General features: G+C 60.6%; 1 protein-coding gene. It reads left to right on the top strand.

Translation table 11 applies throughout. The annotated features are described in order from the left end of the window. The coding region (locus SB679_RS23855) for a CDP-alcohol phosphatidyltransferase family protein (RefSeq protein ID WP_410704729.1) at positions 1–279 on the top strand (279 nt) is incomplete at both ends.

Raw genomic sequence — 279 nt, forward strand, 5'->3', positions numbered from 1 at the left:
GCCGGCGTCGTGCAGTGGTGGTATCTCGCCGCGCTCATGGTGCCGGACGCTGTTCTTGCCCTGGCGTCGCTGCTCTATTTCCATGGACATCCCGACCTGCCGGTGAGCATTGTTGGCAAGATCCGTACGGCGCTGTTGTTGCTCGGCACCCCGCTTTTGGTCCTGTCCAAAATGCACCTCGCGTTGACGGACGTCTATTTTGTTGCCGCGTGGACGTTCCTGGGCTTGGGGCTGGTGGGGCATTGGATCGCCGCCTACAACTATTTCTGGGCTATCCTG

The sequence above is a fragment of the Chryseobacterium sp. SIMBA_029 genome, assembly GCF_046535275.1.
Taxonomy (GTDB): domain Bacteria; phylum Bacteroidota; class Bacteroidia; order Flavobacteriales; family Weeksellaceae; genus Chryseobacterium.